General features: G+C 38.9%; 12 protein-coding genes. 5 read left to right on the top strand and 7 right to left on the bottom strand.

The window, feature by feature from the left end; genetic code table 11:
• Positions 1-149 precede the first annotated feature (149 nt).
• Positions 150-2117: an iron uptake porin gene (locus H6G41_RS13400; protein WP_374939426.1), complete on the bottom strand. Its 1968-nt coding sequence runs from the start codon at positions 2115-2117 to the stop codon at positions 150-152.
• A gap of 504 nt (positions 2118-2621) precedes the next feature.
• Here H6G41_RS13400 and H6G41_RS13395 point away from each other — a divergent pair.
• The 4 genes from H6G41_RS13395 to H6G41_RS13380 all read left to right on the top strand — a co-directional run bounded on the left by H6G41_RS13395 (position 2622) and on the right by H6G41_RS13380 (position 6925).
• Positions 2622-3596 (top strand): serine protease, encoded by a 975-nt coding sequence (locus tag H6G41_RS13395; RefSeq protein ID WP_190746674.1) that lies wholly within the window; start codon positions 2622-2624, stop codon positions 3594-3596.
• Between the two features lie 202 nt (positions 3597-3798).
• A complete protein-coding gene (locus tag H6G41_RS13390; RefSeq protein ID WP_190746673.1) occupies positions 3799-4380 on the top strand; it encodes a COP23 domain-containing protein in 582 nt (193 codons plus the stop codon).
• 22 nt (positions 4381-4402) lie between these two features.
• Positions 4403-5179 (top strand): serine protease, encoded by a 777-nt coding sequence (locus tag H6G41_RS13385; protein WP_190746672.1) that lies wholly within the window; start codon positions 4403-4405, stop codon positions 5177-5179.
• Positions 5180-5260: 81 nt separating this feature from the next.
• On the top strand, positions 5261-6925 hold the full coding sequence (locus tag H6G41_RS13380; protein WP_190746671.1) for a serine protease: 1665 nt from the start codon (positions 5261-5263) through the stop codon (positions 6923-6925).
• 11 nt (positions 6926-6936) lie between these two features.
• On the opposite strand, the gene H6G41_RS13375 is transcribed toward H6G41_RS13380, so the two are convergent.
• The 4 genes from H6G41_RS13375 to H6G41_RS13360 form a co-directional block, all read right to left on the bottom strand.
• The gene (locus tag H6G41_RS13375) at positions 6937-8388 is read right to left on the bottom strand and encodes a serine/threonine-protein kinase (RefSeq protein WP_190746670.1); all 1452 of its coding nucleotides are present in this window, start codon (positions 8386-8388) and stop codon (positions 6937-6939) included.
• Between the two features lie 928 nt (positions 8389-9316).
• Positions 9317-10645, bottom strand: coding sequence for an ATP-binding protein (locus H6G41_RS13370; protein WP_190746669.1), 1329 nt, complete (start codon positions 10643-10645; stop codon positions 9317-9319).
• A gap of 303 nt (positions 10646-10948) precedes the next feature.
• Entirely contained in the window at positions 10949-12244 is a 1296-nt protein-coding gene (locus H6G41_RS13365) for a tellurite resistance TerB C-terminal domain-containing protein (RefSeq protein WP_190746668.1), read from the bottom strand.
• A 116-nt stretch (positions 12245-12360) separates the two neighbouring features.
• The gene (locus H6G41_RS13360; RefSeq protein WP_190746667.1) at positions 12361-13713 is read right to left on the bottom strand and encodes an ATP-binding protein; all 1353 of its coding nucleotides are present in this window, start codon (positions 13711-13713) and stop codon (positions 12361-12363) included.
• An 87-nt stretch (positions 13714-13800) separates the two neighbouring features.
• Here H6G41_RS13360 and H6G41_RS13355 point away from each other — a divergent pair, with 87 nt between their 5' ends.
• Complete coding sequence (locus tag H6G41_RS13355) at positions 13801-14112, top strand: TMEM14 family protein (RefSeq protein WP_190746666.1); 312 nt, start codon at positions 13801-13803, stop codon at positions 14110-14112.
• A gap of 384 nt (positions 14113-14496) precedes the next feature.
• Here the strand turns inward: H6G41_RS13355 and H6G41_RS13350 are convergent, their stop codons facing one another.
• A complete protein-coding gene (locus tag H6G41_RS13350) occupies positions 14497-14871 on the bottom strand; it encodes a response regulator (RefSeq protein WP_190746665.1) in 375 nt (124 codons plus the stop codon).
• 85 nt (positions 14872-14956) lie between these two features.
• Positions 14957-16492 carry an ATP-binding protein gene (locus H6G41_RS13345; RefSeq protein ID WP_190746664.1) on the bottom strand — a complete coding sequence of 512 codons (1536 nt, stop codon included), beginning with the start codon at positions 16490-16492 and terminating at the stop codon, positions 14957-14959.
• Positions 16493-16726 lie beyond the last annotated feature (234 nt).

The raw sequence follows: 16726 nt of genomic DNA, 5'->3' as shown, positions 1-16726 counted from the left end.
ATACCCTTATGCGAGCGCCCATATCTCAGTCACCTCGGTAGATACATTCTACGTATTTATTTATCTTTACATAGTTTGGTTTTTTCACGTCGTTCTACTTACATCACCAAGTTTGGTAAGCGATCGCTCAAATATAACTTAACTCTTGACTAAAAGCGGAAAGTCGTTCGGACAGTACCGACAAAAATCATATCGTTATCAGCAATATGCCCTGGATTGGTGACAACGAAAAAGCCAGGCGTAATTGAAAGGTTATCGTTGATTCGGAAGCGGTAAAATACTTCAAAGTGAAGTGAGGTAGCTTCATCCTTGCGTCCAAACTGATTTCTAGTACCGCCAGGTCGAGGGGGGTTATTTCGCAGAAATAGTCGAGGATCGTTATCAGTAACTACGACGTTTTCTTCCCCTCTTACCACCTGTTCAGAAAAAGGTACAGCCTGACCTGGGGTTGTCGGCCCAGCATCAACTAATTTAGGCGGCATACCAAACATAAAAGCTAACAAATCTCCTTCACGCCCAAAAGGATCAGAAAGACCGAGAGAAAATAAGTAAGTTACCGTGTTACCAAAGGGTTTCTTTCCAGCCTCTCTTGTATTAGGTGTTAAGCGATCGTCTCCTGTAAACTCAGGAATTTCCTCTAGAAAGTTAGTAAAAGTCCAACCCCCCCAAGCACCAAAGGTCAGATTATTTGCTAAACGCCATTGTAATGTTGCGCCAACAGCATGGGTTTGTGCAGGGAAATCTCCCAGTTCTACTCCCAGTCCAGGATCTGCATCAAGGATTCCTCTAGGGTTTCGATTGTCGGGTAGTCTTCCCCTAGACCATAATCCATTTGTTTCGGCGTTAACGCTGCCAGTGTAAGTTCCCAGTACACCATCACTAGTATAGGCATTGACATAAGTTAATCCAGTGATGACATTGTTAAATGGCCTGGCTACCACCTGCATTCCTAAAACACTACGGTCTGCTCCAAAAATTCCTCTACTGGGATCTCCACTATCTCCAGTGCCATAAGCTACTTGCAAGCGCACTCGCTCGGATAGCAGCCAGTCAAAGCCTACGCCAGCATCCAATACACTACCAATTTGGAAGATGGGATTGAGTTGACCAAAGCGGGATATGGAGCCTCTACCGATATCAAAATAGGGAGAGTTAGCTGATAGCACACTACTTAAAGCGAACCCATAAGGAATCACGCTAAAGACAACGCGATCGCTAAAGGCAGGAAAGCGATACTCTAATACGTCTAGTATCACCTTGTTATCTAAGTCTGCTTGGTAAGACAGCCGGGACATGTAAGTATTCAGTGACTCAGGCCGCGTAAAGCCACCATTATCAAAATTTCCCGTGACTAAATAAGTACGCAAGCGGTCTTTACCAGTAAATGAGGTTTCTAATCCTATCCTTGTTAGGTGAGCCAGAACGGTATTAGTTGCTGGCTGACGGCGATTTGCACAGTTAACAGCTCTAGCTCCGTAAACATTTGGTTCTGGTAAGCTGATACATCCTCCTGGTGGATCGCCTCCAAATGCACCTGCTAACCCAAAGATTACCTCTCCCCCTAATACTGTTGTTGTCGAAAATTGATTCGCTTCTATTTCTGCCGTACGAGCTTCCAGATTATCAACACGACCTCGTAATGTTGCTAATTCAGCAGCAAATTCTTGTTGTAATTTTTGCAGTGTAGCTAAATCCTCTTTGCGGACATTATTCTCGGTACCAGCAGCAATTATTTGATTAATTTTGTCTAAGGCTGCATTTAATCCCGCGGCAAATTCATAGCGTGTCATAGCACGGTTTCCGCGGAAAGTTCCATTTGGATACCCAGCAATTACGCCATACCTTTCTACGAGAGATTGTAATGCTTGAAATGCCCAGTCAGAAGGTTGGACATCTGATAATTGAGATACAGATGTTACTTGTCCGATGGTCTGTTCTAGAGTATTTTCCTCATCTTCTGGCTGAGAAAAATGAGTCAGCAAATCTATTAATTTTTTATCTGATTTAACTGGTTGGTTTTCACTTATTTGAACTATATTTATTGGAAATTCTTGGATTGTTTCTTTTTCTATTGATGTTTTTTCAACAGCTTTTGCCGCAGGAATTAATAAATTCAAAAAAAATGCTGAGGCACTACTTATAAGTAAATATTTTCTACCGACCATTTTTTGAAAACCTCACAATAAAAAACAGTTATCAGCAAAACTGTTTACCTGGATTTATCACCAGTCGATCCCATATTGTCCTGATAGAAATATGAGCCAAAGTATTTAAAAAAACTTGAAAATGTTTATGATTTCAGGATTTTACCATGAAAATATCATTAGTTAAATAAGCTGATTGTAAGCGCCTAGATATCGATGCTGACGTTCTACTGGTTGTTGTTTAGTTTGTTGATGCAACAACTAAATCGATATTTAATCATGGGATAATGAATGTCTTTTTCCCAAAGAGCGATCGCATTTAGAACAAAAATCAAGGCGGAAACGCTTATACATAAGTTCTTGAATTAACCGTTGTATTATAGAGAACTCATAATTAATTTGATAGTTAAAAATACAAACAAGAGGAGATGTTTTCAGTACGAGTACTAAAGTAAAATATTTTAGGGGTGATTAACTATGAGATTGTATAGGCATTTAGCTATTGTTGTTTTAACAATAGTTACAGTAATAGCGATCGCATTTATTCATACATTTGCTCTAGCATTTCCCGAACACGAAGTTGATGCAATTGCATCCCAAACTACCGTATTAATTGCACCAGCCTTACAAGCAGGGGATATAAAAGCTCGCAGAGAGTGGGATACAGGTTCTGGGGTGATTGTCGCCCGAAAAGGTAAAACTTATTACGCCCTGACTGCACTACATATTGTCCAAACTCAAGGATTTTATGGAATACGCACCAGTGATGGAAAAGTCCACTTAGTAGAACATCAAGAAGATAATTCCCGGATTAAACCTTTAAATCGGGAAGAAGGGGATTTGCGAACCAGAGTAAAAAATATTGATTTAGCGCTGGTTGAATTTGAAAGCGAACACGATTACCCTGTGGCTACTGTGGGGGATGCAGAGAAACTGAGAAGCCAAGATGTCTTATATGTTTCTGGTTGGCCTGTACCCCAAAATCAAACTCCGCGTCGAGAAAGAATTACACAAACCACTTCATTAAATCAAATTAGTTCTCAACCTCATTCTGAAGGCGGCTATAGTTTAGCCTATAACATTCAAACTCGTCAGGGTTTGGATGGGGGGCCAGTACTTAATCAAGATGGACAAGTGATTGCTATTCATGGAGGCGATCGCGCCCAGGAACATGGATATTGTCTGGAAACAAAACTCAGTGGCAATAATAATAGTTGTGCTGTGCCAATCAATCAGATTTTGTCTGCAATTGAAGCCGAAGATATGCGCGTGAGTTTCGATCGCGGCGCGATAGATCAAAAAGTGGTGGCGCAGGGGCTAGCAAATAAATCAACAGCAGATGTCATTCCAGATGTTTATCAGTTGTTTACCTTTGATTTAAATGCCATGCTGCGAAATAAACCTTCGTTGGGATGTGGAAGCCTGCTGTTAGGAGATAAATGTCCAAATTAGGCAAAATAAATATTTTGGGAGCCTGCTTTAAATGTCAAGCTCAAAACGCAATTCCCCATCACATTTATTAAGAAAAATCACAAAAAAGCAGATTTTTTCGCAAAAAGCGTAGTTTATCCGTAGTTATAATGAAATTACCATAATATTTTCGCGATCGTGTTAATAAAAATTTATAATTCCCTATTTTTTCATCAGGTGCGAAATGTTCAACAAACCCAGTTTATTGATCCAAACTCTTAGTGTCATATCCTTAACACTAAGTTCTACTGCAATTAATGTTCAACCCAGCTATGGGCAAAAAGCTAAATTCTTCTGCGGTATGAGCCAGGGGAATCCGGCAACAATTGTTAACACTAATCGGGGCAATAAACCAATAATTAGCTGGATTGATGCTGCTTTTCCGCCCCCTTGGACACCTGGGCAACGTTGTGAAGTCATATCTGATAGGTTCAATCGGTTCTATAAAAACGGTACGCTCAAGTTTATCCGAGCAGGGGAACATAAGCGTCAACCGGTTTTGTGTGTTGCTAGTTACAGTGGTGGCCCTTGTTTGCCAGATGGGATATTACTGACGCTAAAATCAGGTACAGATCCCCAGCTGATTCTCAATCGATTGCTGTATAAACCGACAGGGAGCAGTGGCAGAATTATTGAGTTGGCAGATAACTACAGCAATGTGATTTCCAATACTGGAGGCGCTTCCTATCTTGATGTGCAAAAGCTGATCAACGCTGGAAGCGAAACAGGAGAATGCCCATCCGAATTACCAGTATGGGAATGTTGAGAAAATCGGCAGGTAAACCAACATGGATTGGCGCTTATTAAGTATGCTTGCCTGTATTGGGGGTTTATCAATCTTGTTGCCAGTATCAGTACCAATAAGCCCTAGAGTTGCCCAACCGCAACAATTCAGTCAAGGTTCAACAAAAACACTACAGCACATAGCTGAGTCAATTACAGTTAAAGTCTGGGCAAAGGGCTTTTTAGGTTCAGGAATTCTCATTAAAGAAAAAGATTCTGTTTATACAGTGGTGACTAATACCCACGTTATGATTTCGGGAGAGCCTCCTTATACAATTCAAGCCCCTGATGGTAGGGTGTTTGCAGCTAAACTTCCCCCGCAGGTTAAAAAATTAAATTCTAGTTGCTTTCATGACAAAGATTTAGCAACTTTACAGTTTTACAGCCCCAATCATAGATATGCTGTAGCAGACCTTGACTCTGCATCCGACTTAAGCATGGGAAATCGAGTATTTGCCGCTGGGTTTCCATTTAATGTTGAGGGAACCCAGGATTTAGGTTTTGTATTCACAGCAGGTAAGATTTCCTGGGTATTAGACAAAGCTTTAGAGGGTGGTTATCGCATTGGGTATACCAATGATATTCAAAAAGGTATGAGTGGAGGGCCGTTACTCAATCAACAAGGAAAAGTAGTGGCTATTAATGGGCTACATGCGGAGCCTCTTTGGGGCGAGCCTTATACTTATCATGATGGAACACAGCCAGAAGCACCCCTCAAAAAACGCATGAGTAAATATAGCTGGGGAATTCCGATTGAAACAGTTATCTGTCCGACATCCTAACGCCAAATTTTCCTTCACTCAAAGATGCATCAGCAAAATCACCTGAAAGTATTGCTAGCTGGAGTCAAGAGTAGGTTGAACATGAAGTGTTATTATGCCCTCCCAGCCATGCTAATTGGTGCAGCAGTTGTAGTCATACAGCCTCAACTGAGCATAGCTTTATCTCCCAAGCAAGTTAGCGATATGGCAAAACAATTTACCATTCGCATAGATGGAATCGGTATTGGCTCTGGGATAATTATCGATCGCAAAGGAGATACATATTTTGTCCTGACTAATCACCATGTTGTCGAAGAACCTGGGAGATATGAAATTTTGGCTCCCGATGGCGATCGCTATCCAGTTTACTATGGCAAAGAATTGCCCAATTTAGACTTGGCAGTATTAGAGTTTACTAGTAAAAAAAATTACAATACAGCCAAATTTGGTAACTCCGATCAATTAACAGAAGGGATGACTGTGTATGCCGTAGGTTGGGCTAGAATTCCCGGTGCGGATCAACCCAGTTACCAGTTTACTAAAGGATATATTCGTAGTCGGTTGCAAAACCCAGATCAAGGTTATGCCTTAGGCTATGATAACGAAGCAATACCAGGAATGAGCGGCGGCCCTTTATTAGATGAAAATGGTTTAGTAGTCGGTATTAATGGGCGAGCCACAGAACCAGATATTTCCACAAGAACTGTTTTGCGATTGGGAATTCCGATTAACACGTTTGTCGCCGCCAGAGGTAATTTAAGAACGCTAAGTACCAGGGAGCAACCAACTACCAACCAACAACCAACTATAAACACAGCACAATCGGGTAAACAACGGAGTCCTGAAAGCTTAATTAGTTCCGGTGCAGGTAGAGCGCAAACAGGAAACTACCAAGAAGCTATGAAAGCTTATGAAGCAGCTTTGCGGATCAATCCAAATCATCCTGATGCTTATTTCCAAAGGGCTATAGCTCACTACGATCTCAAAAATTATCAAGCAGCATTTGAGGATTTAAATCAAGTAGTTCGCTTAACTCCTAATAGTTCTGTTGCTTACATGAACCGGGGTTTAACTCAGGATCTGTTGCAAAGAAATCAGGAAGCTCTTCAAGATTACAGTCAAGCTATTGCGCTGAATCCTGACTATGCAGCAGCTTATTTAAACCGAGGCGCACTCAAGAATGAACTCCAAGATTATCAAGGCGGAATATCTGATTTAAATCAAGCAATTCGGCTCAAACCTGATTATGCTCTAGCTTACTTAAATCGAGGTGATGCTTACATTGGTCTTCAAGATTATCAAAAAGCGATCGCCGATTTAGATGAAGCAATTAAATTGCAACCCAACAGTGCTGTTGCTTACTCCAGGCGGGGTTTTGCTTACAGACAACTCAAGGAATATAATAAAGCAGTTTTGGACTATAACATAGCGATCGGCATTCAACCAGACTACACCTCTGCCTACTTTGGCAGGGCTTTTGTCCGTCGCAGGCTGCAAGACGAGCGAGGCGCTCTTGCGGATTACAGTAAAATCATTAGTCTCAGTCCAGAATTTGCCGAAGCTTACTACAATCGCGGTTTGATTTATCAGCAGTTAGCCGCTAATGAAAAAGCTCTCTTAGATTTTCAAAAAGCAGCAGATTTATATCAACAACAAGGTAAAACCGAATATTACCAAGATACTATCCAAAGAATTAGAGAACTACAAAATCAAAAAATATTTAAAATTCCCAAGCAAATGCTGAATAAATACATTGGCAAACTATAAATATGAAAAAATTAATAATAAATTTTTAACGATTCAATCATTTTTTGTGCTGTCTGTAAATATTGGTCGTATTGACTTTCTTCTGCTGTATAAGTAATTATGTAGGCTTTGTTATTTTTTAAAGTCCAAATTGCCATACGCTTCACATTATATCCCTCTTCTTTACCACTATAAATTACTTGATGAGCGGGGAGATTTGATAGTGTAGTAAAATGAGAATCAAGAATAATGGCATCAGTAAAAAATTGGGTGATGTCGTTAACAGATAAGTTTGTATATTCTTCTAATGAAATGGCTGCTTTGACGTTTTCAACATTGATATTGACCTCTACTGCAAATTTTTTACTGCTATTGGTGGGTAGCGACCAAAATTTAACTAAATCTCCCGTCAAAGGATCTCCTATTTGTCGAACTTTCCAAGATAGGGGATATTCTATCTGAATGCTATGAGTAGGATTATCATAAATAGAATATTCTTTATTTACTGCTAAAGATGGCTGAGGATTTGCTGGTACAGATGTGTTGAATGCAGTAGTGAAGAATTTGATAATTTGTGGAGTTGCTAATAATGTTATAGCAACAACGGCAGTAATTATAGCTGCTGGAATCACAAATTTCTTGTTGAGTTGCCACTTTTGCTCGTTTTTAATTTCTGCAAGTGCTTGTAAGACTTCAGTTGTAGATTGATAGCGATCGCTGAAGTCATAGCGTACCATCTTGTCTAAAATATCAATCAGAGCTGGTTTAATATGTTGAATATTTATCAGTTCCTGCCAAAGAATGTTATGAGTATCAGTATCTCTTGGTAGGCTTTCCGGTACAACTCCTGTAAGTGCTTGAATAGCAATTAACCCGACAGCATAAATATCACTATTAAATTTTGGTCTCCCAATCTTTTGTTCAGAGGGCATATAAGCAGGAGTACCAATAGCAATTGTCTTGCCTTCCAAGTTAGCAACCAAAGTACTGATTTGTTTTACCGCGCCAAAATCAATTAAAACTAACTTTCCATCACTAACACGTCTGATTAAATTTGCTGGTTTAATATCACGGTGAATAACATTTTGTTGATGAACATACTTGAGAATATTTAATATATCCTCTAAAAAAATTATTAGCTCTTGTTCAGTCCATGTTCTACCTGTCTTTAGTTCTCGACTAATAACATTACCTTCTATAAATTCTTGAACTAAATAAAAATCTTCATTTTGCTGAAAATGAGCTAATAGTCGTGGTATTTGCTCGTGGTTGCTTAATTGGTAAAGTATTTGGGCTTCCTGCTCAAATAAACGTTTAGCGGTCTGTAAATGAAACGGATTGGTATAGTTGGGTTTGAGACGCTTGACAATGCAATAAGGATTAGAAGGTAAATCCTTATCTTTAGCTAAATAAGTCTCAGCAAAAAATCCTTTTGCTAATTGTTCAATAATTTCGTAGCGCTCTCGCAGAGTTATTCCTAACATTCATTTGATCCAGGATGACACATCTTCTGGTTTGACAAGAGAAAATAGGAAGTCAAGAAAAGTCATTTTTATACTTTTTTATACTTTGTTATGGTAATCTCCTGTAAATGACTAGGTCGCTCAAGAGTTGGTTCAGCTTTTGCACATATTTATTTGCTAGCTTTGGCAGATACCAGAGATGGTTATTTTCATAACTAGGCAATATTTAAGTTATATATGCAATCGTTGCGGAATTCCTCTATATTACCTAATTTAGCAAAATTTATATAAGTCAAAAATTATATAAGTCAAGGAAATGAGGTTTGATAGTTAGTCAATACAGTTTAGTTAGTAGCTGCAAACAAATATTCAACCTAGATATTGAAGATTTATTAGGGAGATAAAAACCAATTCTTTATTCTAATTAGTTTATGGACAGACTAATCAATAATATCTGAGATATCTGAGATTTGGGGAAGGCGATCGCCAACTTCCGCAAAAAATCCAGTGACAGGCACAATAGATGCAAGAGAATTTGACAGCAACTATATTACGAAAAGTAAATAAAGTTGAAATTCTTACCAATGAAGCTAGTTGACGGCAGTTGCGACAACGGGGGTAACCAGCAAGGGCGCACTCTCATCCACTCCAGTAGCTCACAAATATAAACGTAGCCAGATAGATTAGGACATCAAGCTAAGATAAAATCCTGACAATAAAAGCCTTTCGAGTCAGTCAACAGTCAACAGCTATAACTAATGACACCCCTTGCCAGTATCTTGAATTACGCCAACCTAGTTATATTGCTTAATCAACAAGTCAAAATGCTCCTAAGTATATATTTAATTCCAAATTCTCTGCAAGATTAACCTATACTTAAGCGTTGAGCAAGTCTTTAGCTGGCTAAATCTCTGATAGGTATACATGGTTATGGGTAAGGTTGAGCAAATCACAAACTAAATTCCGCTGCATTATCTTCATTGACATTTGCATCTTTACCCGCAGCAGTAGGTTTAAATTTAGAACCATGAATTAGTTCAGAAAACATGATTTGAGGGTTGTGATGCAAAATATTTAACACACTGATAAAATCCCTGACAATCTCTCCCGGTGTCAGCAATGCATCTGCACCTAAACGATTGACAATTTCTTGAATAAATTCATTTAATTCTCGATTTGTCAAAGTTTTTTCATAACCAAAATTTGAAGCATGAATTTCGCTGATGCGTTGCAGGAGTGTGCGTATTTCTTCTTGGCTTAAAGGATTGAGTCTAATTACTGGGCCTGAATATTCTTGTACCCCTGCTTGACTAACAAAGCGGCTTTCTTTGGTACGTCTACGCCAAGCTAAATCGGCAAATAAACCTCGATTTGGATCTTCTAAAAATTTTGTCGTTCCCCCAATCAAAATACCCAAATGTTCAGCTTTACACTGCATGGTGTCGTTAAACATTGCCAGCAATCTATTATAATTTTTTTCTCTGGTAACTGTAGTGGATATTTGATATAAATGTACTGATTCATCAAGTAAAATTAACAGACCTTTATAGCCAATTTCTGCAACAAATTTCGCCCATAATTTGATGTAGTCATACCAACTATCATCGTCAATAATAACACGCACTCCTAACGCAGTTCTAGCTTCAATTTTAGTGGTAAATTCTCCTCTTAACCAACGCATTGCCGCATTTTTTAAGTCATCATCATCTGAGCGATAACCACGCCAATAAGCGCTAATTACATTACCAAAATCAAATCCGTGGACTAAATCTTCAATATAATGAACAACTTCTCTAATTTTTGCTTCAACTTGGTCATCAAAACCTTCATCGTTAGGTTTTAGTCCAGATTCTTTGGCTACTTCTTGTTGGATTTTATTAATCCATCCTTCCAAAATTGAAACTAAAGTACCACCATCAGGACGAGTTTTTGTAGCTAGGCGGCTCATCAATTCTCGATAGGTTGCTAAACCTTCGTTATTGCTTCCTGCTAGGCGACGTTCTGAGGATAAATCGCCATCAGCTACAACAAAACCTTGCTCCATCGCCCGGTTACGAATTAGTTGGAGGATAAAGCTTTTACCGGAACCATAGTTACCAATGATGAAGCGAAATGCTGATACCCCTTCTGCAATATCATCGAGATTCTGTAACAGGCTTTTTAGTTCTAGTTCCCGTCCCACTGCTATGTGTTCAACTCCTAGCCTCGGTACTACTCCGGCGCTAAGGGAATTTATTAAAGCAGTGGATATTTTTTTCGAGATTTTGAGCTTTGCCATGTATTCGATCTCACCTGATTTTGAACGCAGGGGTTGACAGCCTGCAAGTTAAGTCAGGTATATTCTATACCTATTAAATAATTTTACAACGGCAGGAATGATTTGATTAATTATAGTAATCGGGTCTCAGTTGTGATAATTTGGTTTTTGGCAACCGCCAAGAAAGTAGCGAAAAGTAATAAGGGGAAATTTTCTAGTCAGCTATTCACGAAAAAATTCCCAACCAAACATGAAAATCTTTCTTTTCTATGCCCATTTTCAAGTTAGAGAATGCCAAGAAAATAATTTGTTTTACTGTTTAAGTTAAGATTGTGATCTAGAGTGTTGATAAATGGTGAGTATTTTCTTGACATTACTTATGTGTTCGTGATAAATTTCTGGATTTTCCGCTCTTGGATCAATGATTAATTCGCCTAAAGTATCATCTGCCTTATCATTAATTGCATCAATTATCAGATTTGGCATAGTAATATTGGCTTCGGCTATTTGTTTAATGGTATCGCGGGGATTTTCCTTTTCTAAAATAGCTTTTAAAACTTGAATTTCATAGTCTGGTAATACCTGTAAAAAATGCCTCCATTCTTCTGGTACTTCCTCAGAGATTTCAGATTTTGGATTTGTTGTATTTATTGCTGCTAGGGGTGCAATTAATTCTTCAAAAGGAAATACTTCATGCAGATTATCATCTATATCTTCATGTGTTTTATCAGATAAAATTTCTGGATTTAGGGTTTCTATTTGTTGCAGTAAATCCCAGACTTGGCTTTGTAAGAGGTCGCGTTCTTGTTGTAAAAGTAAAACTTGTCCTTGAAGGCGATTGAGTTCAACTTGCTGTTCGATTATTTGGGTCTGGATATCATTTAAGTCAGATTCTATATCTTCTCTATTGTTTGTCTTATTGAGGAGTAGTTGATTTTTCTGGTTAATCTCAAGCTCTAAATTTTGCACTTGCATTTGGAGTTCGTACAGTTTTTCTTCTATCTGAGGTTTTAGTCTACCTAGTAATGTGACATTATTTTCAATCTCTGCTTTTTCTTCTTGGAGTTCAACAATTTGATTTTGTAATTGATTAATTTCCGAGCGGGAGACATTACAATTCAATTCTAGACGGCGTTTTTCGGCAGTGAGTACAGAAAAGGATGTATTTAATTCAGCTTTATTTTTGTCTAAGTTATGAATTTCTGTTTTGAGAGCGTTAATTTCATTTTCTAACTGCTTTTTTTGCCCAGCAAATGTGCTGAGTTCTCTGTGAATGCTATCCCTTTGATTACGGCATTCTGCTACTTTATTTTGGATTTGTTGAAAATCGTTATATAATACGATGCGATGCTCTTCAATTTGGCTAATTTCTCTAGCAATGCGCGACTTCAATCCTTCAAGTTCTTTAATTCGTTTACGCAAAGAACCTAAAACAAACATTTCATAGTTTTTGCGTCGTCTATCCACACAAAATACGGCTGAATATGTAGCAATTAAAGTAATAATGCCTGTAACAAAGGCTCTAGTATAATCCCAGTTGGGGACAAGACTAAGACCAAAACTCACACTAAAGGCAACTATTCCTAGAAACAATCGATTACTTACTATTGCTGATTGCATATTGCTTACTTTTAGCCTAGTTAAGTTGTCAAAATCACTATTTCTTAAGGTCATTAACCCTCACTTGACCCATGAGAAGTATAAACTGGTAAATATTTGTGCATAAACTTCTGATATTATGTATTTTTTTTAGCACCAAATAAAGATAAATCGGCTTTTAAAAAATCAATGAACTGCCTTGCTGTGCGTCCAGAGCGACCATTATGGCGAGTTGCCCACTGTAATGCTTGATACTCCAAATCTTCGGGACTAATATTAATTTCTATTTGTGCTGCTAAATGCCGGACTATTTGTAAATAGGTTTTCTGATCTGCTCCTTCAAAGGTTAAGGTTAAACCAAAGCGATCGCTAAAAGATAGCTTCTCTTGCATGGTATCCCAAACATGAATTTCTTCTTTGTCTTTGGGATTTGGCCTGTCTGTGTAAAACTCGCGGATTAAGTGGCGGCGATTAGAAGTAGCATAGACAACGACATTTTGGGGTCGTGCAGTTAAATTCCCTTCTAAAACTACTTTGAGAGCTTTAAAGGCATCGTCATCTTCTTCAAAGGAAAGGTCATCAACAAAGATAATAAATTTCTGTGGCACTCCGCGCAATTGTTCGACAATTTGGGGTAAGTCTTGTAATTCTGATTTGGTGACTTCAATTAAACGCAGGTTACGATGACTATACTCATTTAACAAGGCTTTGACCAAAGAAGATTTCCCGGAACCGCGACTACCATAAAGTAATACGTGGAGGGCATTCTCACCTGATAACAAAAACTCTGTATTTTTTAATAAGCTGTCTCGCTGCGTTTCATACCCAGCCAATAAATTTAGTTTAATTGTGTCAGGATGTTGGATGCCGATAAATTTCCCATTTTGCCAGCGCAAAGCGTGGTATTCTGCAAATATCCCTGTACCAAATTGTTGATAATAAGCGGCTAAATCTTCTACAGTATCAGCCCAATTATCTGCATGTTGTAAAGAGTGAATGACTTGAGATTTAAGGATTGTCTCTGGTTCTGTTTTATCTTGCTCTCTGTACCAAACAACAGGCGAAACAGGTAGATGAGCTACGTTTTGTACCCACTCACTTAAGAAAGCGCTGCTACATTCGTACAAACTCTGCAACACTTGTAAATCATGCTGGGTGGCGGCGACTAAAGCTTGGGGTAAATTTGCAAATTCTTCTGTTTGCGCCAGTTTGGTAAAAGGATTTTCAGCGATGAGAATTTGATGAATTAGGTAATCTTCCCAATTTTGATTTCTCGCAGCTAAGGCGTGAAAGTAATTGCCATAGGCTTGCAGACAACCTCGTCCATCGGCGTCAGTGTAGCGTATAGCTTGCAACAAATCAAGAAAGGCTATCCCCACTTCGCTTTGCAGGACAGACTGGTAAAGTAAGAGTGATGCAGCTTGGCGCTGGAGGAACTGGATTTTGGCATAGGATGAGGTGCTGACCGTAGACATCGCTTGATTATCCATCAATCAATTAGGTGATGAGCTTCCAAAGCTATGGTAAATTGTCCGGTGACCTTTGCTGCAAAGTCAAAATCTACATAGGTTTTAACAATGACATTAAGTATAATTGCCGCTTTTGTCTATGGTATTTTGGCGTTGATTGGCGGCGTTATGGGTTATGTTCAAGCTCAGAGTAAGGTTTCACTAATTAGCGGTAGTATTAGCGGCTTATTACTAATTTTTGCGGCTTTTATGCAATTAAATGGTCAATTATGGGGTTTATTAGTAGCTGCTTTGGTAACTGCGGCTTTAGTGGTTTTCTTTTGCTTACGACTTGCCAAAACACGCAAATTCATGCCTGCGGGATTAATGGCTAGTTTGGGTATGGTGGCATTGGTTTTGATTGTGAGTCAAATTAAATAGGACATGGGGCATGGGGTATGGGGACAGGTAATGCCTTGACCTCTAGAATATATTGATTTGTTGCAAATATGATTTGAATTGGTTTTACATGAGTATCTAGCGGGTAATAGGGTTTAGGACGGTGTGTACATAGGTAAGGTAATTATATAGTACATATATATTACCGTAAAGCTGCGTAAATTTTTGGTGCTGTTTTTGGCAAACTGAAGCGGTAAGGATTGGCGATTTACTGTTTTGCTATGGGTTAGGGAAATTATGAGGGCGGGGAAACTCTAAGTAAACTCCAAAGGCGGGGAAACCCCGCCCCTACTGTGGGTTGATTTAAGGTAATAAAAAATACTTGATACAAAATCTCGAACTGGCAAAAATTGGTCTGTTATCTTGTTAATTCCAACCCAAGACTTTACTAATTTGATTGGCTAGTTGTAGGGGGCGGAAGGGTTTAGCAAAAACAGCCGCAACGTCTAAATCAGCAAAACTTTCCCGCTCTGATTCTTGAAATTTTGCGGTAACTAAAATTACTGGTATATTACAGGTGGCTGGTTGAGTCTTGAGTTGTTGTAGGGTTGTGCGCCCATCCATATCGGGCATCATCATATCCAACAAAATCACATCTGGTTGGTGTATTGCTGCTTGGGTTAAGGCTTCTTCTCCTGATTGGGCGGTAAATACATTCCATTCGGCACTTAATTCTAATCCTAATGTGGCGATCGCTCTCACATCTTCTTCATCATCTACAATCAAAATTTTTCTACTCATGGTTAAACCCGGCAATTTATCTTAAATTCAGGGGATTTTATCAATGAATCGGGGAAAAGTCGGGGAGATGGGTAGGGAAGGAGGACTAATGATTATTGACTATAGGGAGACGAATGTAAAAGGTGCTACCTTCTCCTAGGGTACTTTCTGCCCAAATTTTGCCATCATGTTGGTGTACAATGTTGCGACAAATAGCTAATCCTAAACCTGTGCCGCCTTTTTTGCGCGAGTCGGAGGCGTCTACTTGCTGAAAGCGTTCAAAAATTGTTTGCAATTGGCTTTCGGGAATTCCTCTTCCTCGATCCTGAACGCTAAATAGTAGAGATGGGAATTTTTGATCTAGGCTTTTGATATAAATTAAATTATCTTTTTGCAATTCTGCATTCAGCCAAATAGTATCGCCAGGTTCGGAAAATTTAATCGCATTACTCAGTAAATTTGTTAGTGTTTGTAACAATCTATCTGGGTCAGCATTAAGTTCTATATTCAGGGGATTAATGATTAGTTGAATTTGTGATTTTTCTGCCATTGCTTGCATGGCTTCTGTTGCCTGGATCATTAATTCTGCGGCGTTACACCTGACTTTGTTCATAAAGACTTTTCCCGATTTCATTCGTTCTAAATCGAGAATGTCGTTGACTAAACGGATGAGTCTTTCTGTATTATTACTAGCGATACTTAAAACTTTCTTTCCTTGAGAATTTAAGGCTCCTAGTTGATCTTCTCCCAAGATATCTAATGCACCCATAATTGAGGTGAGAGGTGTACGCAATTCGTGACTGACCAAAGAAATAAATTCGTTTTCTAAACGTTTACGTTCGGTAATATCATTGGCAATAATTAAGGCACATTCCACACCTGCTAAATCAATTAGTTCTATGGATAATAAAATGATTTTCGTTTCTGCGGATTTAGTACAAAATTCAAATTCTTGATTGTATAAAGAACCTGTTTGCGGCAGCATTTGAATTGTTTGCGTGAGCGTTCCGGTTTCGATACCTAAATGCAATTCATCGGCGGTATGTCCAATTACTTCCTCTAAACTGTAGCCACTCATTCTCAGGAAGCAGGGATTAACATCGATAAAACGTCCTTCTTGGATTGTAGCGATCGCAATTGGATTGGGGCTAGAACGAAATGCTTTGCTAAATTTCTCTTCTGCATGTTGGCGTTCTTTGATTTCCTGCTGTAATTTGGCGTTTTGCTGTTGTAGCTGGGTTTGCAATTGGCGAATCGTGAGGTGATTCTGAATTCTCGCCAATACTTCTTCTACTTGGAATGGTTTGGTTATATAGTCTACTCCACCAACAGCAAAGGCTTTAACTTTATCCAACACATCCCCTAAAGCACTAATAAAAATTACCGGGATTTCACGGGTGAGAGGATTTGTCTTGAGTTGTTGACATACTTCATAACCGTTCATTTCTGGCATATTTACATCCAGCAAAATCAAGTCTGGGGGTGCGGCTGCGGCTCCTCTTAATCCAGTTGTGCCTTTAGTTACACTGCGAACTTTATAACCCTGAGCAGTCAGCATACTGGATAGGAGATTGAGATTTTCTGGTGTGTCATCGATTACCAAGATATCTGCTTTGGGAGAGTTAACTGGCTGGTTAGTCATTGTGGAAATAGGGGTTAGGGGTTAAGGGCTAGGGATTAGGGGTTATACCATTTGTCTAAATCCCGGTTACAAATAATTCTCTACCTGCTCCCTGCGCCCTGTTCCCTGGTGTCTATGTGTAACTTTATTTTGGAAAATTGGTATTAGGGGTTAGGGAAGAGGAATTTTTCTCCTTGATTCTACACAGGAGACTAGTTTCTCTCCTGAATCTCCCCTAGTTTTACCCGATTGTTC

Source organism: Tolypothrix sp. FACHB-123, assembly GCF_014697075.1.
In the GTDB taxonomy this organism is placed as follows: Bacteria; Cyanobacteriota; Cyanobacteriia; order Cyanobacteriales; family Nostocaceae; genus Aulosira.
Note: the sequence above shows the minus strand (reverse complement) of the source record. Positions and strands in the feature narration are given on the sequence as shown.